This is a genomic window from Neisseria sp. CP9, from assembly GCF_047758525.1.
GTDB lineage: Bacteria > Pseudomonadota > Gammaproteobacteria > Burkholderiales > Neisseriaceae > Neisseria.
In genome coordinates this window covers 2,068,681-2,087,047 of sequence record NZ_CP180502.1, presented here as the reverse complement: position 1 = coordinate 2,087,047, position 18,367 = coordinate 2,068,681, and the positions used below count along the sequence as shown (strand labels likewise).

The following is an 18,367-nucleotide window of genomic DNA, read 5'->3' as shown; positions in this document are numbered from 1 at the left end:
GCCATAATCCACTATAACAAAACCTAAAACAGCCTCGCCAAACACACTATGCATCACTTCATCCAGACCCTCAAACAATCCCTGCAAGTCCGTATCAGCATCGCCCTGATACTGATGTTCCTGCCTTTGTCCATCATCGCAGGCGCGTTCTCCTATTACCAAACCTACCATGAAGCCGAAGAGCTTCAGGACGACCTGTTGCGCCAAACCGCCGCTTACATCAACCCCAAAACCACCGACTACACACAAATAGGCAGCGAAAACCACATCCTCATCCAAACCTTCGGACAAGAAGACACCATCCCCCTGTCCAACACACTCGGCGAAGGATTCCACACCATCAAAGGCGGCGTTGATGACGACGATGACGATGATGACGACGAATACCGCGCCTACGTCCACCAAACTCCGCAAGGCAAAATCGCCGTACTCCAAGAAACCGAATACCGCGACGACCTCGCAGCCACCGCCGCCTACCAAAGCGTCCTTCCGCTGCTTATCGCCCTGCCCCTCATGATCCTGCTGACCGTGTGGATCACCTACCGCGCCATGCGTCCCGTTAAGACCCTTTCCGCCTCCCTCGGACAACGCCGTTCAGACGACCTCTCGCCGCTGGACGGAGAAGGCGTGCCCAGCGAAATACAAGGCTTCGTTACCGCCATCAACCAACTGCTGCAACGCACGGGCGAAAACATCCGCCGCCAGCAACGCTTCATCGCCGATGCCGCCCACGAACTGCGCAGCCCCCTGACCGCCCTCTCCCTTCAGGCAGAACGGCTCACCAAGCTGCCCCAATCGGACGAAGCCCGTGAACAGACCGGACTCATCCTCCAAAGCATACAGCGCAACCGCCACCTGCTCGAGCAGCTCCTGACCCACGCCCGCGCCCAAGGCTCCGAAACCCAACGCAACCTGACCGACATCAGCCTGCAAGCCCAGTTCCGCCGCGTGTTGCAAGAACTCATGCCCCTCGCCCTCGACAAACAGCAAGACATCGGCGTCGCCGTCGAAAACGACCTGCGCATCCGAGCCGACGACACCGAAATCTACACCCTCATCAAAACCTTCACCGACAACGCCATCCGCTACACCCCTGCAGGCGGCCGCATCGACATAGGTTTCAGCGAGACCCCGACCACCCTCACCATCTGGGTGGAAGACGACGGCCCCGGCATCCCCGCCGCCGAACGCAGCCGCGTAACCGACGCGTTCTACCGCATACTCGGCACGGAACAACAAGGCACCGGACTCGGACTCTCTATCGCCGACGCCATCGCCAAACGCTACGGCGGCAAACTCATCCTCGCCGACAGCCGCAACTTCGCCCACGGCCTGCTGATACAGGCAGAACTCAACAAACAGCTTCTCCGGGCAGACTAAGCAAAACAAAGAAGGTCGTCTGAAATCCGAGTTTCAAGGTTTTCAGACGACCTTTTTTCATGCTCCTCCCCCTTCATCACATCATCCGCATCATATAGTGGATTAAATTTAAATCAGGACAAGGCGACGAAGCCGCAGACAGTACAGATAGTACGGAACCAATTCACTTGGTGCTTCAGCACCTTAGAGAATCGTTCTCTTTGAGCTAAGGCGAGGCAACGCCGTACTGGTTTAAAGTTAATCCACTATATTTCCTAAAACGCGTTTCCAACATCCGCAAACCAGCCGCCCTCATCAAACACGCACGCCGCACCAAACATCAAAAATATCGCCCCCCTTCAAAAATCCGATTTCCATCCGGTTCGGTCATAGAGCTTCAATCCATACCATCCGTCAAAATTATGATTAATATTCTTTTTATAAATTATATTTTGCAAATCATTATCAATTAATATTAGAATACGCACTCTCAAATTAACGTAACCCGTCAAAACCCATCGAGAGGAAGAATATGAAATCCCCCCAGTCCCCCGCTTTCCGTTTCAGCATCATGGTGCTGGCACTGTCTTCAGGCTTTGCCCACGCTGAAAATATCAAGCCCGAAGCGACAGCCGAATTGAAAGAAGTCGTCGTTACCGGTACTGCCGTACCGACCCGCGTCACCCGCAACCAGCTTGACCGCGAAACTTCGACCGATTTGAAACAAGTGATGAAAGACCAAATCGGCATGGATGTCGGCGGCGGCAACGGCGTGGCGCAGTTTTACAGCATCCGCGGCGTTGGCGAAGACAAGATTAATTTGGAAGTGGACGGTACCAGCCAATCCACCAAAATCTTCCACCACCAAAGCCGCTTCCAGCTTGACCCTGCTTTGGTGAAAAGCATCAACGTCGAAAAAGGCACAGGCGCGGCGAGCGCGGGCTTGGGCGCGGTTGGCGGTACCATCCGCGTAACGACGGTTGACGCGAAAGACCTGCTGACGGACGGCAAACCTTTCGGTTTCAAACTCGGCGCGGGCTTGAGCAGCAATAAAGGCTCAACCGGCAACGCGGCGGTTTACGGCTATCAAAACGGCTTCGATGCCCTGTTTGCAGGCAACTTCCTCAACAACCGCGACTACAAAGACGGCAACGGCAATGTCAACCGCGGCAGTCGTCTGAAACAGCACAGCTACCTCGCCAAACTCGGCTACGACTTCAACGACGACCACGGCATCCGCCTGACCTACCGTCAGGAATACCAAAAAGGCAACCGCACCGACAAAGCCGAGTTCCAAAACGTTGACAGCTACATCGGCGTGGACGGCACTTATCAAAAAGAGCAATCCTACAATCTGGAATACCGCGGCCGCAACGTCGGCTTCCTCGACAAAATCGACGCCAACGTCTTCCAAATCAACACCGACGACACCAAGCCGCCTAAAGGCGCACCTTCCCCGAAAGCCCAAGCTTCCGGCACGGCGCAAGGCGGCGTTCCTATCGGCAAACTTGAGTTAAGCAAAATCAAAGCGACCGGCGCCAACCTGAACCTCGCCAGCTCCTTCGGCGACGGACACATGGTGAAATACGGCGTCAACTACCGCCACGAAACCTCCGAGCCGTCCGACAAAGGCGCATGGCTGAAGATTCTCGGACTGTATGACCGCGACAAAGAGAAAAAGGCCGAATACGGCGTGTACGCGGAAGGTATTTGGAACTTGAACCCCGTTACCCTGACCACCGGACTGCGTTACGACCACTTCAAATACAACGCCGCCAGCAAACAAAGCGCGTCGCACGGACAGCTCAACCCCAGCATCGGCGCGATTTGGGACATCAACGACAACTTCTCCCTCTTGGCAAACCTCAATCAGGCAAGCCGCGCGCCCCGCCTGAACGAAGCCCTGTTGGCTAACGAACGCGCAGGCGCTGCCGCCGATTTGGACAGCAACCTCAAAGCCGAAACCGCCCGCCGCGCCGAATTGGGCTTCAAATGGCGCAACGATAATTTCAACGTCAGCGGCAGCGTGTTCCACCAACGCATTAAAGACCTCATCGTCTATCGTTGGGCAAAAATCAACAACAACACCGCCTCCATCACCGAACGCGGCAAGATTTACAACGGCGGCACGCTCAAAACCTACGGCTACGAACTTGACGCGTCCTACCGCTGGGGCGGTCTGACCGCACGCGCCGGCGTGTCCTACGTCAAACCCCGTCTGAACGGCGAAATGTACTACGGCGAAAGCCCGATTCAAGCAGAAGACCACGAAAGCTCGTTCACCTTCTGGAACACCGGCCGCCAATGGCTGACCGGCCTGTCTTATCAGTTTGAAAACCCCAAACTCGAAATCGGCTGGCGCGGCCGCTACGCCCAAAGCGTGAAATACACCGACGTCGCCCGCGGACAAGGCACGATACACGGCAAGAAATCAGGCTACGGTGTACACGACATCTACGCCAACTGGCAGCCGCTGAAAAAAGACAACCTGAACGTCAACTTCGCCGTCAACAACATCGGCAACAAGCAATACCGTTCGCACAGCCAACGCTTCCCCGACGGCAACGGACGCACTCCCTTCTACGAACGCGGCCGCGAGTTCGCCTTGGGCGTGAATTACCGCTTCTGATAGAAACGTTGACAAAAGGTCGTCTGAAACCTGATTTTTGGGTTTCAGACGACCTTTTCGTTATGGAGAACAAGCAATGGACTGCGAACACTGCCCGAAATCCGTTAAAATACCGCATCCTTATTTTCAGACGACCTCAAACCATGTTGGTACTCGGAATCGAATCATCCTGTGATGAAACGGGCGTTGCGCTTTACGACACCGAACGCGGCCTGTTGGCGCACCATCTTCACACCCAAATGGCGATGCACGCCGAATACGGCGGCGTTGTCCCCGAACTTGCCAGCCGCGACCACATCCGCCGCGTCGTGCCGCTGACGCAGGGCTGTTTGCAGGAAGCGGGCGTTTCCTATGACGACATCGATGCCGTCGCCTACACCCAAGGGCCGGGTTTGGGCGGCGCGCTTCTGGCGGGTTCGGGCTATGCCAACGCCTTGGCGTTTGCCTTGAACAAACCCGTCATTCCCGTCCACCATCTCGAAGGTCATTTGCTCTCCCCGCTTTTGGCGGACGACAAACCCGAATTTCCGTTCGTCGCCCTGCTGGTTTCGGGCGGACATACGCAGTTTATGGCGGTACGCGGCATTGGTGACTACACGCTGCTGGGCGAAAGCGTCGATGACGCGGCGGGCGAGGCGTTCGACAAAACCGCCAAACTCTTAGGGCTGCCCTACCCCGGCGGCGCGAAGCTGTCCGAACTCGCAAAGCTGGGCAAACCCGATGCCTTTGCGTTCCCGCGCCCCATGCTCCATTCGCACGATTTGCAGATGAGCTTCTCCGGTTTGAAAACCGCCGTGCTGACCGCCGTCGAAAAAGTCCGTGCCGAAAACAGCGGCGAAATCCCCGAGCAAACGCGCAACGACATCTGCCGCGCGTTTCAGGACGCGGTGATTGACGTCCTCGCCGCCAAAGCCAAAAAAGCCTTGTTGGATACCGGTTTCAGAACTTTGGTCGTCGCGGGCGGCGTCGGTGCAAACTGGAAGTTGCGCGACGAATTTTCCCGCCTGAGCGTCAAAAAGCCGTCTGAAAAAGGCAAACCCAAACCTAAGGAAGAAAAAATCAAAGTCTGCTTCCCGCCCATGGAATACTGCACCGACAACGGCGCGATGATTGCCTTCGCCGGCGCGATGAGGTTGCAGGAGCGGCAGCCCGTAGGCGCGTTCAACGTCAAACCGCGCTGGCCGCTGTCGGATATTGTGAAATAGTGTGCAACAAAGACAAAAGGTCGTCTGAAAACGGTTTTCAGACGACCTTTTTGCATGGCTTTAAGCAGAACGATCAACAGCAGATTCAACCGTTCCAATAATACCGGACAATGTGGAAAAACACGGGTGCGGCGAAGCAGATGGAATCCACGCGGTCGAGCATACCGCCGTGGCCGCGTATCATGTTGCCCCAGTCTTTGACGCCGTAGTCGCGTTTGATGGCAGACATCACCAGCCCGCCGAAGAAACCCATCAGGCAGATGACGAAACCGATGGCGGCGGCTTGTCCGTAGCTAAACGGCGTTATCGGCGACAGCAGCGCGGCGAGTACGGTAGCGGACAAAATACCGCCAACCGTGCCGGATACGGTTTTAGACGGAGAAAGCGACGGCATGATTTTGGCACCGCCGACCAGTTTGCCCCAAACGTATTGCAACACATCCGAAGCCTGCACCACGAAAATCAGGAACATCAGCAGCAGGATATTGCCGCTGCTGTCAAAATCGTCCAAGTTCAGGAACATCAGGGCGGGAACGTGTGAAAGGCAGAAGATACAGATCATCGACATCCACTGCGTTTTGGCGGCGCGCTCGAGGAAATGGGCAGTTTGCCCGCTCAAGCTGGCGATAATCGGCAACACCAGAAACCCGTATACGGGGATGAAAATGCTGAACATGCCGTACCAGCCGTCATAGACGAAATAATATTGCACCGGCAGCAGCAGGTAGAAACACACTACCATGCTGTAATAATCGCTGCGGCGGCGATAAACGAGGGTCATGAATTCGCGCAGGGCGGCAAACGAAATCAGAAAAAACAGCACCACCGTCCCCGTTTTGCCGAACCAAAATGCGACCAGCAGCACCAGCGTCATCAGCCACCAAGCGTAGATGCGGGCGTTGAGATTGGAGATGGTGGCATTGTCTGCGCCGTTTTTGCGTTTCAGCCATTGCCCGATGACGCTGGCGAAAATCAATATGGCAAATACGCCGGTAAAGATATAGCCTGCCTGCGGAGTCAGATGGGCGGCGGTTTGTTCGGTAATGATTTGGCCGGACGTGTTAACAAAGCTCACGATGCAGCTCCTTTGTTTTGTTGAGACTCGTTGCACTCGTTTTCAGACGACCTCAATGCCAGCAAGGCTTCGCGGGTGCGTGTCAGGAAGGTGTCTTTGTCTTCATCTTCGCGCAGGATCAGCGGTTCGCCGATGTGGACTTCGCACAACAACGGCACGGGCAACACTTTACCTTTGGGCAGGACGCGGTTGATGTTGTCTATCCATATCGGCACAAACTCGGTGTCGGGCTTGCTTTTTGCCAGATGGTAAATGCCTGGTTTGAAAGGGAGCAGGATTTCGTTTTCATCCGTATTGCGTGTGCCTTCGGGGAAAATAATCAGCGAATCGCCCGCTTGGAGCACGTGGTTCATCTGTTCGGTAATCGACTGCGGATTGTCGCTGTGGCGCGGAATCAAGAGCGCGTTGAAGACGTTTTGGATGATGAAGCGTTTGAGTTTGTTGGTCAGCCAGTAATCCGAACCCGCAACGGGACGCGTCGAAAGCCGCCAGCGGCGCGGCAGAGAAATCCACACCAGCAAAAAATCGCCGTGGCTGCCGTGATTGGCGTAATACACTTTCTGCTGCGGATTGAACGCCAGCTCGCGCGGGCTTTTGGGGCGGACGCCGGTGAGGAAGGATACCGACAGGCACAATGCTTGGTCTGTCAGCCATGCAAGTTGTTTTTTAAGAAAATTTTTCATGACATCAGAGGATTTGGATAAGGAAAACTGCCGATTGTGCAGCGGTCAGGTAAAGGCTTTTGCGCCACAAGGCAATCGCGCCTGTCACACGTTGCGGCAGGGAGGGGTCGTCTGAAACGCGGCGCAAGCCGGTTTGCCGCAGGGTTTGGTCAAAGGCTTCAGGCGTATAGCGGCCGTCGGCAAAATCTTGGAACACGCGGCGGTCGAATTCGATGCGGATGTGGTAGTACAACAGCGCCGCCGCCAAGACAAGCTGCACCGCCGACCACGTGCCGCCGCGTTGCGCGGACAAAGCGAATAGCAAGACGTTGAGCACGGCGGTATAGCGGGCGGTGGCAAGCAGGCGGGCGGTAATCAGGCTGTCAGTGGAATTGTCCATTCACATTCCTTTTTAGTATGGAAACCGTCATTCGGGGCATATCCTGTCCAAGGGTCGTCTGAATTTGTTATCGGGATGGAACAGGTTTATCTAAAAACAAATTCTTTTCTGCAATCAAAATATAAATGGTTACTGCCGACAAAATGGCCGTCTGAATAACCTTGCTGTCGGGGTGTGTGGCGAAAATCTCGTTACCCAGATTGGCGCACAGGTGGAATATCGTCGCCACCGCGATGCTGCGTCCGCTTTTGGCGTACAACCAGTTCATCAATAGGACGAAGACAAACATGCTGACCACGAAATTAACCGTGTAGAGTGCGCCTTCGGAAACGATTTGGCTGTGGTAATAGCCTTTGACGAAGGCAAGCGGCATGTGCCAAAACGCCCAATACACGGTAAATAGCAAGGATGCAACAAACAGGCTTCTGCGTGCCGTGAGCGCGTCGGTGCCATAGCTGTGCCACGCCAATTCTTCGGCAACAGGCGCAATAAGGAGCATGAACCATGGCGACAGCAAGGCGGACGTAAATGACGGATGTCCCGAAATGTGAAACTGCGCCCAGCTGTGTCCGAAAGCGATGGAGATGAGTTGCGCCAGCACCAAGGTAACCGGGCTGAGCAGTGCGGCAGCGAACAGGTATCGCTTGGGAAAACCTGTCAGGCGGAACAGGCGGTGTTTCGCGTCCGTCCACAATTTGGGCTGTTTGTACAACAGAAACGCCGCCACGAGCATGGGGGCGAATAGCCCGGCTAACCCTAACGCAGCCTGTGCCCACTGGTACTCAACAGCATCAGGGCGGTGGCTGATGTAGGCGGCAGCAAACCATAATGTCCACGGAATCAGCAGGGATAAAGTGTAAAACGTAACGGGGCGGTAGCTTTTAGTCATAAGTTTCCCTCCTTACTTTGGTTCGGCACAGATGAGTCGTCGTATCGTGAATTTACTTTAAACTAGGACTGCATTGCCTTGCACAAGCTCAATAGAAAATGATTTGCTCAGCTTGGGCTTTTCATCTACTTATCTTAGCTATCTCGATTAGCGTCGCAAAAACTCGCTTCGCTCGTTTTGGCGAAACTCACTGCGTTCATTTTAGCTTCGCAGAAACTCGCTTCGCTCGTTTTCAGACGACCTGCCGCCGCTTCTACCGCCTTTGCCGTTTCCGGCGGCAGCACCATCTGCGGGCGAGCCTGTTTCAGTTCCGCCGTTGCCTGCGCCAAATCCCAGCAGCCGCCGTAAACCAGCAGCCAAGTAAGCACCACCGCCGCGCTGCGTCCGTAGCCCAGCGCGCAACAGGTCAGGACCTTACCGTGTTGCCGCCGCAATGTTTCCAGCAGCAAAGCCGCCTGCACCAAATCGTTTTCAGACGGCGCAACCATGTCCAATAGCGGCAGAACGCGGTACGAGCCGCGATAACGGGGGCGGGGATATTCGGCGCATACGTCCAATACGGCAGGGAGGTCGTCTGAAATTGCCAGGGGTTGCGGAGATTTAGCTTGTGAAGCGGATTTTTGTGGCAAAAAATGGTAGATGCAAGGCAAAAAGCGCAGCAAGGTTGAACACCTTGCGAGCATTTTTAACGCAGCAGATGCCGTTTTTTTCCCAAAAACTCCGCCACAATGCTGAATCTCCGCAACCCCTGAGATACTGCCAATCCACACACCATCGCGCACCTGCGCCGTCTTCGCCTTTCTGCACAGCCAATACGCCATGTTCAGCCGCACGCCCACCAGATAAGGCAGCAGTAAAACCGTTGCCGCCGCCGACAGCCTGCCGTCTGCCTGTTTTTGGAACACCGCCGCATTGCCGGTCAGATAGGCGAAAGCGACCACTGACAGCGACACGCTGACCCACAACATCCACAACCACGCGTCGCCGAAAAAGGATGGCAGTGCCGACAATACCGCGCCCGCCAGATACAGCATGGCGATTTTGATTTCGCGGGAACGTGTTGCGGGGGAGGTTTTGGCTTCGCGAAAACCTGCTGCGTTCGTTTTAGCTTCGCAGAAACTCGCTTCGCTCGTTTTCAGACGGCCTTGAGTACCAAAAGGCCGTCTGAAAGGCGATACGCCATGTTGCGGCATTACCCACAACACCAGCCAGCCCAGCAGCGCGCCGGTCGGTACATCGATAAAATGGTGTTGGTAAGTCGTCAGCACCGACAAGGCAATCAGGCTTTGCCACAACAAAATCGGCAAACGGATTTTGGGAAACCGCGTCCAATAAAACGCACCGACAATGATAGACAGCGCGATATGCAGTGACGGAGATTGGTTGTACGGCAAATCAAATGCGACCAATGAATCAAACATCACGCCCCACAGCCCATCGGTAGGCGGCTTCGGCCAGCCGAAATACAACGGGAACAACATAAAGCAAGTAGTGGCGACAATTTGCGCCGATACCAACCGTGCGACATAGCGGTTTTGTTCCCGCGTATCTCGACAAAGGAAAAATGCTGCCGCATACATGAGGTTCAGCGACCAATAAGGCAAAATCGTCCATTCCCAAAACGGAATGTTGCGCTCCCACGCAAAAGCGACTTCCGGCACATAAGCTAACGATGCCGCGTAATAGTTGGACAAAGTGTAGCTGGCATAAAAAAGCATGCCGACCAAAGCGAGTTTGAGTAGAGAAGTTTTCAGCGTAGGTTTCATGTTTTATCTAGTGCATTCCACTTCATCGCCATAATGGTCGGAACTCAGGCAGGATAAAGCGCGTTCTTTTGGATGGTAGCGGAATTCCTGCCACGGACCATCAGACGAAACAGTGCGCCAGTGATGTTGTGAAGACTGGTATTGTTTCAACGTCCCGTTTGCGCCTTTGACACAAAAATTCTGCGCCCTACCGGCTGCCAACATACCGTGCCGTTTATCGGTTGGTGTTGTAAATAAGGGAATAAGCTTAGACACATCGGCATTTCGGGCAAACTTCATTTTGACATAGCCGTATCCTTCATTAGTTTCAATAACTAAGGCTGACAACGGCTGTCCAAAAGCAACAGAATTCTTCAATTCGATGGTTAATACTTCACCATCTGACGCCGTCTGCCTGCTATGGCTGCGGGCGACGGAGGCGCGGTATTGGGCAGGCAGTTTGCCGATATCGGACTTCCCATAAGGCAAGGCTTCAGAATCAACAGAGCAGCCTTTCTTCATAGATTCCAGCAACGGAGTCCAGTCAGCCGCATCGGCATAACAGACGGATGAAAATGCGGAAATAATTAGTAATATAAGTGACTTTTTCATTATAAAACTTCACCTTATTAAAATTTGTACAAGCGTAATAACTTTTCCCGAAAATTTCTTTGTATAGCTTTGCATATCGACATGTTGCATGTTTTTTCGGAACGGATAAAATATGTTCAGCTTTCAAAGCAAAGCAAGGATGGCGCCGGATCGTCCACGCCACACATCACTCTTTTTTACTTTATGGAGTAATACCAGATGAAATTCTTATCTGCCGCTATCGTAGCTGTTCTGACCGCCGGTGTTTCCATGACTGCCGCTGCCGCTCCTGCAGGCTACGTTACTTACAAATGTGACAACGGTAAAAAACTGAATGTCGTTTATGAATTTGACCGTCGCGGCAATGCAGTAGGCGCTTCTGCAAATGCAGCCGGCAAACAAATCAGCCTGCGCACCGACAAACGTCGTTCTGACAGCACTGGCACTACCTTCACCAACAAACGCGGCTTCTCTATGTCTGCCGGTTACATCGACCGCAACACCCACACCACTTCCGAAGTCGTGGGCGTCAGCGATGCACAAAACCGCTTCATCGTGAAAAACTGCGAACCTGTTAACATCGACCGTTAATTTTAAACGAACGATTTAAGCTTTTTTGAGGTCGTCTGAAAACCGAAACAAGGTTTCAGACGACCTTTCGTTTTGTCTATTGGCAAACAAAATGAAGGATTGTTGCACATCTGCAACCGCCATTTCGCACACATAGCAAACTGAAAATTTTTCCCTACGCGCGAAACGGCGGTCTTTTGTAAACTCCTCTTTTTATTTCTTCACAGCCAGACTTACGGTAAAGATGCCGTCTTCGTCTATCCACTGATGGATTTTTTCAAAACCGGCTTTTTCTACAAGTTGATCCATTTCTTGCTGGCTGCGGCGGCGCATTACCCAGTTGGGGCTGCCCGCTTTGTGGCTGGTCAGCGCGCGCGCAATCATCTCGAGCTGCGGATGCCACGGCTGTCCGGTGTAAATCAGGTAGCCGCCTGTTTCAATCGCATCGCCGAAGCCGTAGAGCGAGTTCAAAATCAAATCGTTATCGGCAAACAATTCATGCAGGCCGGAAACGATGCCCAGCGTAGGACGGGGCTGCAAATCCTGATAATTGGCGCGGTCGTAGGCATTGACTTCGTCGAAGGTAACCGTGTCTTGCAGACCGCGTTCGGCAATCAGCTTACGTCCGGCTTCGACGTTAATCGGGCTGTAATCGCGCAGGCGCACGGAATCGGGCAGCGTGTCAGCAGTCAACGCATCAAGTACATAGCGGCCGTGCCCCGAGGCAATATCGAGAACGTGTACCGGTTTGCCCGCTTCGCGCAGCTTGGCAGAGGCCGTCTGAATCGCTTTGCCGATATTGGTTTTGCGTTGGCGGATGCCGCGCCAGCCGATGGCGTTGAGATAGTGTTTGTCCACCGCCACACCAAAGGCGTTACTGCCCTGTGGCTGGTTGCGGTACACATAATCCAGCGTGCTGCCTGAGTCGTAGCCGGTTTCCTTGCCGATTTTCAAACCTTCGCTCCAACGTGCGCCGAGGTCGAGGGAGGCACGGTAAACCGCCCAAAATGCGCCGCGCGGCGAACAAATAGGCAAAGGCGTGGCCAGTTCGTCGGCTTCGCGGCGGCTTTCGCCGTGTAAGTGGGCTTGGGTCAAATCGACTTGATATAAAGGCTGATTGAAACGTTCGCGGATAAAGCGGCGCATTTCGACAAAGGCGATTTCTCGGTTTTGCTCGCCTAATGTGTCGTGATAGAAGCCGGGCAGAATATGGCGTTCTTTGATGCGGCTGCCCAAGCGGTTGTAGAAATCGTGTTGCGGTTTGTGGTGAACAACCCAGTCGCTGCCGGAAATCAAAAGCTGCAAGGGCGTGGTAATCGCCTGCGCGTCGGCGACAACGCGTTCGGCGGCTTCATACAAACCGAGCAGGATGCGCACGGAAATGGCGCGGGTAATCAGCGAATCGTTGTCGTAGCTGGTTTGGCGTTCTTGGTTGTGCGTCAGGTAATGGGCTTTGACGTAGCTGTTGACAAAGAAATTGCCGCGCCATTTCTGCATGATTTTCAGACCGGTGCGGGCAAAAGGGACGTAGAGTTTGACTTTGAATGCGGGTGATGCCAATACGGCGCAGCGGATTTTCGGCGCGTAGTCGTGCAGCCAAGTGGACACCAATACCGCGCCGACGCTTTGCGCGATCACGCAGATGTTTTCGGGCTTGATACCGTATTCGTTTTGGATGTGGCGGATGAAGTCGTCCACATCGGCAACGGAGGTACCGATACTGGGGCTGTCGCCGCGTTCGCCGGGGCTGTGGCCATGACCGCGCGCGTCCCATGCGAAATAGGCAAAATCGTCGAAACCAAGTTCGTCGGCAACAAACATCATCCGGCCGGAATGCTCGTGGCCGCGGTGGAATAGTACGATGGCTTTATCGGAAGAGCCGTCGGCGGCGGGGCGATAGCGGTAGAAAAGTGACGTGCCGTCTTGTGTGGAAAAATATTTTTGCTGTTCGGGCATAAAAACTCCTGATAGTCATATTTTCGAACGGTATCATGACATATTAAATTTATGCAATCGTTATCTGATAAACGGACAAATGAGATGACGGAAAGAAACAACAAAAGGTCGTCTGAAATGTTTCAGACGACCTTTACTACGTTTAACGAAGTGCTAAATGACTGCTAATTTTGCCGTGTTTAAATACACCCATCAAAACCCCAATGACACATTTCGAAAGGAAGTCGAACATGAAAAAATTATTATTGACCGCCATCGTCGCCTTATCCGCTGCTGTCGCAGGTGCCAACGATTACATCGAACACCAAATTTACAGCGACAGAAATTTTGAACAAAACCGTACTAAAGCCATCAGAATGCTTGAGCAACGCGGCTATCGCGTTCACGACATCGACGCCGACGACTATCGCGGCAGACCTGTATTGGACGTAGAAGCCTACAAAGGCGGACGCGAATACGACATCAAATTGTCTTACCCCGACTTGAGAATCATCAAAGAGCGTATCGACTACTGATAAACGATGCGTTACAACTGCCGCAAACTGCCCGTTTGGCGGCAGTTTTTGTTGAAGGGAAACTTGGATTGCCGACTTTATCATTACAAACATGATTATCCCAAGAAGTGTAATGTTTTTATCGATAATGTATGACGTTGTGTAAATTCTCCGAATCAGAGGAACTAAAAAACGCTTTTCCCTTTCCATTTAAATTGATTTACTCAAACGGAGGATAAACATGGATTTCCACGATAAAAATAAAAAAGGGCAAGAGCCGCAAAATATGGTTTCTAACTGGGAGAAACCTTTCGAACGCCCCGACCCCGATGCGCCGCAGCCTGTTTCCGAAGTTTGGGAAGATTCAGAAGAAGCGTTTGATAAAGCTAAAGAAACCTTAAAAACTGAAGAAGCTGTAAACATTGAAGAAGCCGTGAAAGCTGAAGAAACTTTAAAAGTTGAAGAAGCTTCGGAGTCTGAAACGGCAGACCATCAACAAAACAGCAATGCCGAAGAGGCCGTGACGGATAACATCATCTTTGAAGACATTGAGACGTCGTCTGAAAAGCCCAAAAAGAAAAAGAAAGACAAAAAGGACAAGGCGAAGAAGAAAAAACAAGCCGCCGATGTGCCGCCTTCCGATCTTTTGGGTACAAACAAAGGCGTGGAAACCATGTTCCGCAACGCCGTGCGTTCGGAGATGGAGCTGCTCGCGCTGGCGGCGACCAAGGCGAACATTATGATTTCACTCAACGGTTTTATCGTGTCTGCGCTGATGATTTCGGGCGCATTTATTTTCTCATCGTCGCCTGAATTTCTGATTCCGGCGAGTACGTTTATGATTACTGCCGCCGCGTCCATCGTGTTCGCGCTGCTGTCCGCTTCGCCCGAACGTATCGGCAAAATGCAGGCGGCGCGTACTTGGGTTAAGGATTTCTTCCGCGGGCGCGCCAAACTGCGTGATTTGAAAACCCGCCTCAGCAGCACCCAAACGCGCTTTTTCAGCGGCAGCCAGCCCAATATCCTGATTTACGAAGACCGTGTGAAGGTGCAAAAAGAGCAATATTGGGAAATGATGCAAGAGATTATGGGCGACCGCAAACAAGTCTATCAAAAGATGAGCGATCATCTTTACTGGCTGGGCCTGCTGGCGGACAAACAGTTCAAATACATCAACTTGTCTTATGCCGTATTCCGTTGGGGGCTTTTGGCTTCGCTGGCGGCGTTTATCGGCGTGAAGACGCTGCCTTCGCTGCTGACCCAACCTGCCAACAATGCGGCAGAGCTGCGCTCTTTGGGTATTAATATGTTCAACGGCGTGTACGAACCTTCTGCCGTACAACAGCTTCCAGACGGTAAACTGCTGATTGCCGAAGACGAACCGAACCACGCGTTCAGCATCGTCAGCATCGACCCGTCCGGCAGATTTATCGAAGACGAAGCCTTGGATACACGCGTGATAACCGGCTTCAAACGCCGTCTAAGCGACTTGGAAGCATTGGCACGTGACGATGAAGGCTTTATCTACGCGCTCACTTCGCACTCGCGCACCCGCAAAGGCAACCGCTCGCCCGACCGCGAACACTTGATGCGCTTTAAAATCCAAGACGGCAATGTATTGGGGCTGACCAGCTACGACAATCTGACGCAGGTCTTGGAAACTGATAAGAAACTGCACGACCTTATCCGCGAACGCACCAAAGCCGAAGTTGCCTTTGAAGAAATCAATATCGAAGGTATGGCGTTCGACCCTGTGAAGAAACGCCTCGTCTTGGGCTTCCGCGATCCTGAGTTCAACAATATGGCGTTGGTGGCATTCATCAGCAACCCGAAAGACGTGTTCGAGCGCAACGCCAAGCCTGAGTTTGACGAAGTCGCCATCCTCGACATCGACGGCGGCGGTATCCGTTCTATCAACTACGACCCCGTGTTGAAAAACTACGTTATCGCCAACGAAGTGAAGGACGAAAACGGTCAGAAATTCTCGCAACTGTGGACTTGGAGCGGCAACCCGACTGAAGAGCCGCAAAAAATCTCGCTGCCCAACCTGCAACACATCACCAACGTCGAAGCCGTCGATTCGATTACGGTCAACGGCAAGCCGCAGATGATTCTGATGGGCGACGAAGGCAACGCCTCGCAGAAAATTACTGCCAAGTATATGGTGGTGGATTACAGTCAGTTCGGTAAACAGTAATTTTAAAGCTGATTAAAGGTCGTCTGAAACTGAGGGTTAAGGTTTCGGACGACCTTTTTGCCGACGAATGACTGCCCCATCCAAACCGATACGGTATTGCCTCGTTTTGATTGGTATCCTTCCGCGAAAGGACAAATCGAAAGCCGCGGACTGGGAAGCAGCTGCAAAAGAAAGGTCGTCTGAAACCGAATCTCATGGTTTCAGACGACCTTGGATTCGGATTTCAAGTGCAACACTAGTGTATCAGTGGTTTGAACAGCTTCAAGAATAAAACACTTGGCGTTTCGTAGCCAAGTGTTTTTCTTGGCCGGTGGTTCAACTCATCTTGAACCCTGCGTATCTCCCGATCGCTGATGTTGCGGAAATCGGTTTGTTTGGGGAAATATTGCCGGATGAGTCCGTTGGTGTTCTCATTCAGCCCTTTTTCCCAAGAATGGTAGGGTCGGCAAAAATAAGTCTTCGCTTTCAATGATTTAGCTATTTTGGTGTGTTGGTAGAACTCTTTGCCGTTGTCCATGGTGATGGTGTGCACTCTGGCTTTATGTGCCTTTAATACTCTAATGGCCGCTAGGGCAGTGTCTTCGGCTTTGAGGCTATCCAATTTGCAGATGATGGTGTAGCGGGTAACGCGTTCGACCAAGGTCAGTAATGCGCTTTTCTGATCTTTGCCGACGATGGTGTCGGCCTCCCAATCGCCGATGCGGGCTTTTTGGTCGACGATGGCGGGTTGGTTTTCTATGCCGACACGGTTGGGTACTTTGCCTCTGGTCCATGTGCTGCCGTAGCGTTTGCGGTAGGGTTTGCTGCATATTCTGAGATGTTGCCACAAAGTGCCGCCGTTGCTTTTGTCTTGGCGAAGGTAGCGGTAAATGGTGCTGTGGTGGAGCGTGATTCAGTGGTGTTTGCGCAGGTAGGCGCATACTTGTTCGGGACTGAGTTTGCGGCGGATAAGGGTGTCGATGTGTTGAATCAGCTGCGAATCGAGCTTATAGGGTTTTCGCGGGTGCTGTTTGGTAAGCCGGTTTTGCCGTTGCGCTTTTTCGGCACTGTATTGCTGCCCTTGGGTATGGTGCCGTCTGATTTCTCGGCTGACGGTGCTTTTGTGTCGGTTAAGCTGTTTGGCGATTTCGGCGACGGTGCAGTGGCGGGACAGGTATTGGATATGGTATCGTTCGTCTTGGGTCAGTTGTGTGTAGCTCATGGCAATCTTTCTTGCAGGAAAGGCCGTATGCTACCGCATACTGGCCTTTTTCTGTTATGGAAAGTTGCACTTCAAATGCGAATCCGCCGACCTTTTTGCTATTGCCCAAGGGCTATCGGCTTGAGTTCAACCGCTTGTCCGGTCGTGTAAACATAAACACCACCAGCGAAGTCACCGCGCCCAGCGTATCGGCGAGCATGTCTTTTTGTGCATCCCAAATATCGCCTTGCGAACCGAGTACTTCCAGCCCCGCCTCGCCGCCGTCAATCACCGCATACTGCCATTCGATGATTTCGTAAGCCGCCGCCACGCTCATGATGAAGAACAAAGAGAAAAACAGGGCAAGCGCGGGACGGCAGAGTTTTCGGCGCAACAACCATTCCGCCATCGGATAGGCGTAGAAGCCGATGATGTAGTGTCCGACGCGGTCGAAATGGTTGCGCCCTTCGCCTAAAAACGGCGCAAGCAGGCGGTTTGCCCAATCGAAGGGCACATCGGCGAAGGTGTAGTGCGAGCCGATGGTGTGCATAATCAGCCAGAAGCTCATGAATACATAAGCCAGATTGCTGAAACGGAAGAGGCGGTAGGTGGCAACGAGCGCGATAAATACGATCGAAACAGGAATAATTTCGGCGTACCAAACGGCGCGGTCGGAGGGGTTAATGCCCGACCAAACAATGAGTGCGGCAATGAAAACCGCGAGCAGTAAAGGGATGGTGTGCGAAGTTTTTTGCATGATATTTTCGTTTTATAAAGTGAGTAAAAGATGGGGAAATACGTTTCAGACGACCTTTAAGCCGTTGACGACGCGTTTATAGCAGGTGTAAACCAATGCCGCGCAAGCCAGCCACATGAGGACGTAGAAAACCGTATGGAAGCTGCCTGCCACCGCATACCACACCGCCAGTACGCCGATGAAGAACGCGCGGTCGCTCTTGCCGAACGGCCCGTCATAACGCCGACCGTTGCCGTGTACCTGACCCAACACGCCGCAAAATTCGGTCATTGCCGCAAGCCAGACAAACAGGCCGATTTGTGCGCCGTCAAACGGGGCGATAAAGGCGAAAGGCAGATACAGCGCGGCATCGGCGGCAACATCGGTGATTTCGTTCAGATAACCGCCCAATGCCGACTGCTGACCGAACTCGCGCGCCAGCATACCGTCCACCGCGTTCAACGCCATGCGGACAAACAGCCACACGGGCAACAGCCAAAACAAGGCAGGAACCTGCGCGCCGAGCGACAGCAGCAGCCCGACCGCGACCGACACCGCGCAAGCCGCCAGCGTAACCTGATTGGCGGTTACCCCCTTCTGATAAAGCCGGCGCACCAGCGGGCGCAGCAGGTTTTGGAATTTGGGTTTAAGGGCGTAGATGCTCATGATTATGCCGTAT

General features: G+C 53.1%; 15 protein-coding genes and 1 pseudogene. 6 read left to right on the top strand and 10 right to left on the bottom strand.

Features of this window, described 5'->3' with window-relative positions:
• Nucleotides 1-48 precede the first annotated feature (48 nt).
• The 3 genes from ACMYUL_RS10030 (at nucleotide 49) to tsaD (ending at nucleotide 5,193) form a co-directional block, all read left to right on the top strand.
• Entirely contained in the window at nucleotides 49-1,380 is a 1,332-nt protein-coding gene (locus ACMYUL_RS10030; protein WP_415770311.1) for an ATP-binding protein, read from the top strand.
• 511 nt (nucleotides 1,381-1,891) lie between these two features.
• Nucleotides 1,892-3,988 (top strand): TonB-dependent receptor plug domain-containing protein, encoded by a 2,097-nt coding sequence (locus ACMYUL_RS10025; RefSeq protein ID WP_415770309.1) that lies wholly within the window; start codon nucleotides 1,892-1,894, stop codon nucleotides 3,986-3,988.
• Nucleotides 3,989-4,131: 143 nt separating this feature from the next.
• The gene (tsaD, locus tag ACMYUL_RS10020) at nucleotides 4,132-5,193 is read left to right on the top strand and encodes a tRNA (adenosine(37)-N6)-threonylcarbamoyltransferase complex transferase subunit TsaD (protein ID WP_415772950.1); all 1,062 of its coding nucleotides are present in this window, start codon (nucleotides 4,132-4,134) and stop codon (nucleotides 5,191-5,193) included.
• A gap of 85 nt (nucleotides 5,194-5,278) precedes the next feature.
• Here tsaD and ACMYUL_RS10015 read toward each other — a convergent pair whose 3' ends face one another.
• The 6 genes from ACMYUL_RS10015 to ACMYUL_RS09990 all read right to left on the bottom strand — a co-directional run bounded on the left by ACMYUL_RS10015 (nucleotide 5,279) and on the right by ACMYUL_RS09990 (nucleotide 10,576).
• Nucleotides 5,279-6,268, bottom strand: coding sequence for a phosphatidate cytidylyltransferase (locus ACMYUL_RS10015; protein WP_415770307.1), 990 nt, complete (start codon nucleotides 6,266-6,268; stop codon nucleotides 5,279-5,281).
• On the bottom strand, nucleotides 6,265-6,951 hold the full coding sequence (locus ACMYUL_RS10010) for a lysophospholipid acyltransferase family protein (RefSeq protein WP_415770305.1): 687 nt from the start codon (nucleotides 6,949-6,951) through the stop codon (nucleotides 6,265-6,267). Before ACMYUL_RS10010 ends, ACMYUL_RS10015 begins: the two co-directional genes overlap by 4 nt.
• Before the next feature lie 4 nt (nucleotides 6,952-6,955).
• Nucleotides 6,956-7,330: a hypothetical protein gene (locus ACMYUL_RS10005; RefSeq protein WP_415770303.1), complete on the bottom strand. Its 375-nt coding sequence runs from the start codon at nucleotides 7,328-7,330 to the stop codon at nucleotides 6,956-6,958.
• 67 nt (nucleotides 7,331-7,397) lie between these two features.
• Nucleotides 7,398-8,219, bottom strand: coding sequence for a CPBP family intramembrane glutamic endopeptidase (locus ACMYUL_RS10000; protein WP_415770301.1), 822 nt, complete (start codon nucleotides 8,217-8,219; stop codon nucleotides 7,398-7,400).
• Between the two features lie 134 nt (nucleotides 8,220-8,353).
• Nucleotides 8,354-9,985, bottom strand: a complete 1,632-nt coding sequence (locus ACMYUL_RS09995) for a phosphatase PAP2/dual specificity phosphatase family protein (RefSeq protein WP_415770299.1) — start codon at nucleotides 9,983-9,985, stop codon at nucleotides 8,354-8,356.
• A 3-nt stretch (nucleotides 9,986-9,988) separates the two neighbouring features.
• Complete coding sequence (locus ACMYUL_RS09990; RefSeq protein WP_415770297.1) at nucleotides 9,989-10,576, bottom strand: hypothetical protein; 588 nt, start codon at nucleotides 10,574-10,576, stop codon at nucleotides 9,989-9,991.
• A 198-nt stretch (nucleotides 10,577-10,774) separates the two neighbouring features.
• Between ACMYUL_RS09990 and ACMYUL_RS09985 the strand changes: the two genes are divergently transcribed.
• Nucleotides 10,775-11,146 (top strand): hypothetical protein, encoded by a 372-nt coding sequence (locus tag ACMYUL_RS09985; RefSeq protein ID WP_049230092.1) that lies wholly within the window; start codon nucleotides 10,775-10,777, stop codon nucleotides 11,144-11,146.
• Between the two features lie 192 nt (nucleotides 11,147-11,338).
• Here ACMYUL_RS09985 and ACMYUL_RS09980 read toward each other — a convergent pair whose 3' ends face one another.
• Nucleotides 11,339-13,081, bottom strand: coding sequence for a bifunctional alpha/beta hydrolase/class I SAM-dependent methyltransferase (locus ACMYUL_RS09980; protein ID WP_070513359.1), 1,743 nt, complete (start codon nucleotides 13,079-13,081; stop codon nucleotides 11,339-11,341).
• Between the two features lie 230 nt (nucleotides 13,082-13,311).
• Between ACMYUL_RS09980 and ACMYUL_RS09975 the strand changes: the two genes are divergently transcribed.
• A complete protein-coding gene (locus tag ACMYUL_RS09975) occupies nucleotides 13,312-13,596 on the top strand; it encodes a PepSY domain-containing protein (protein WP_049230090.1) in 285 nt (94 codons plus the stop codon).
• Between the two features lie 220 nt (nucleotides 13,597-13,816).
• On the top strand, nucleotides 13,817-15,772 hold the full coding sequence (locus ACMYUL_RS09970) for a Pycsar system effector family protein (RefSeq protein ID WP_415770294.1): 1,956 nt from the start codon (nucleotides 13,817-13,819) through the stop codon (nucleotides 15,770-15,772).
• 235 nt (nucleotides 15,773-16,007) lie between these two features.
• Here the strand turns inward: ACMYUL_RS09970 and ACMYUL_RS09965 are convergent.
• From ACMYUL_RS09965 to ACMYUL_RS09955, 3 genes and pseudogenes are all read right to left on the bottom strand, one after another.
• Nucleotides 16,008-16,973: pseudogene (locus ACMYUL_RS09965) on the bottom strand (IS30 family transposase).
• A 112-nt stretch (nucleotides 16,974-17,085) separates the two neighbouring features.
• Nucleotides 17,086-17,709 (bottom strand): DUF2238 domain-containing protein, encoded by a 624-nt coding sequence (locus ACMYUL_RS09960; RefSeq protein ID WP_342032062.1) that lies wholly within the window; start codon nucleotides 17,707-17,709, stop codon nucleotides 17,086-17,088.
• 45 nt (nucleotides 17,710-17,754) lie between these two features.
• Nucleotides 17,755-18,354, bottom strand: a complete 600-nt coding sequence (locus ACMYUL_RS09955) for a CDP-alcohol phosphatidyltransferase family protein (protein ID WP_415770291.1) — start codon at nucleotides 18,352-18,354, stop codon at nucleotides 17,755-17,757.
• Between the last annotated feature and the right edge of the window lie 13 nt (nucleotides 18,355-18,367).

Bases quoted from the DNA above. Each gene is read 5' to 3' on its own strand.
- ACMYUL_RS10005 (WP_415770303.1), bottom strand. From the start codon at position 7,330: ATGGACAATTCCACTGACAGCCTGATTACCGCCCGCCTGCTTGCCACC.
- ACMYUL_RS10025 (WP_415770309.1), top strand. From the start codon at position 1,892: ATGAAATCCCCCCAGTCCCCCGCTTTCCGTTTCAGCATCATGGTGCTG.
- ACMYUL_RS09980 (WP_070513359.1), bottom strand. From the start codon at position 13,081: ATGCCCGAACAGCAAAAATATTTTTCCACACAAGACGGCACGTCACTT.
- ACMYUL_RS10030 (WP_415770311.1), top strand. From the start codon at position 49: ATGCATCACTTCATCCAGACCCTCAAACAATCCCTGCAAGTCCGTATC.
- ACMYUL_RS09960 (WP_342032062.1), bottom strand. From the start codon at position 17,709: ATGCAAAAAACTTCGCACACCATCCCTTTACTGCTCGCGGTTTTCATT.
- ACMYUL_RS09995 (WP_415770299.1), bottom strand. From the start codon at position 9,985: ATGAAACCTACGCTGAAAACTTCTCTACTCAAACTCGCTTTGGTCGGC.
- ACMYUL_RS10010 (WP_415770305.1), bottom strand. From the start codon at position 6,951: ATGAAAAATTTTCTTAAAAAACAACTTGCATGGCTGACAGACCAAGCA.
- ACMYUL_RS09970 (WP_415770294.1), top strand. From the start codon at position 13,817: ATGGATTTCCACGATAAAAATAAAAAAGGGCAAGAGCCGCAAAATATG.
- tsaD (WP_415772950.1), top strand. From the start codon at position 4,132: ATGTTGGTACTCGGAATCGAATCATCCTGTGATGAAACGGGCGTTGCG.
- ACMYUL_RS09990 (WP_415770297.1), bottom strand. From the start codon at position 10,576: ATGAAAAAGTCACTTATATTACTAATTATTTCCGCATTTTCATCCGTC.
- ACMYUL_RS10000 (WP_415770301.1), bottom strand. From the start codon at position 8,219: ATGACTAAAAGCTACCGCCCCGTTACGTTTTACACTTTATCCCTGCTG.
- ACMYUL_RS09985 (WP_049230092.1), top strand. From the start codon at position 10,775: ATGAAATTCTTATCTGCCGCTATCGTAGCTGTTCTGACCGCCGGTGTT.
- ACMYUL_RS09955 (WP_415770291.1), bottom strand. From the start codon at position 18,354: ATGAGCATCTACGCCCTTAAACCCAAATTCCAAAACCTGCTGCGCCCG.
- ACMYUL_RS09975 (WP_049230090.1), top strand. From the start codon at position 13,312: ATGAAAAAATTATTATTGACCGCCATCGTCGCCTTATCCGCTGCTGTC.